1 pseudogene is annotated in these 255 nt (G+C 72.9%); it reads right to left on the minus strand.

Going from position 1 to position 255, the window contains the following annotated elements:
* Window positions 1-181, minus strand: a pseudogene (locus KVT14_RS20650) (ABC transporter ATP-binding protein); the annotation flags it as partial.
* Window positions 182-255: the final 74 nt, after the last annotated feature.

The following is a 255-nucleotide window of genomic DNA, read 5'->3' on the forward strand; positions in this document are numbered from 1 at the left end:
TGTAGCCGCCCGCGCGCCAGATGAACGCGGTGTCGCCCTGGGCCACGCCCTCGTCGATGATGCGGGCGTACAGGTTGGGCAGGTAGAGCATGGCGAGCGCCGAGCAGAGCTGGAAGACCAGCACGCCGGGCAGCAGCCAGCGGTAGGGGCGCAGGTAGCGCATCAGCAGACGGGCGAGCACGTGGTCTCCTGGGGTCGGCGGGCGACGAGGTCCGCGGCCACGGGGCGGAGGGGGGTCCGTCCGCGATCGGCTGC

Source organism: Cellulomonas sp. GbtcB1 (assembly GCF_019091725.1).
In the GTDB taxonomy this organism is placed as follows: domain Bacteria; phylum Actinomycetota; class Actinomycetes; order Actinomycetales; family Cellulomonadaceae; genus Cellulomonas.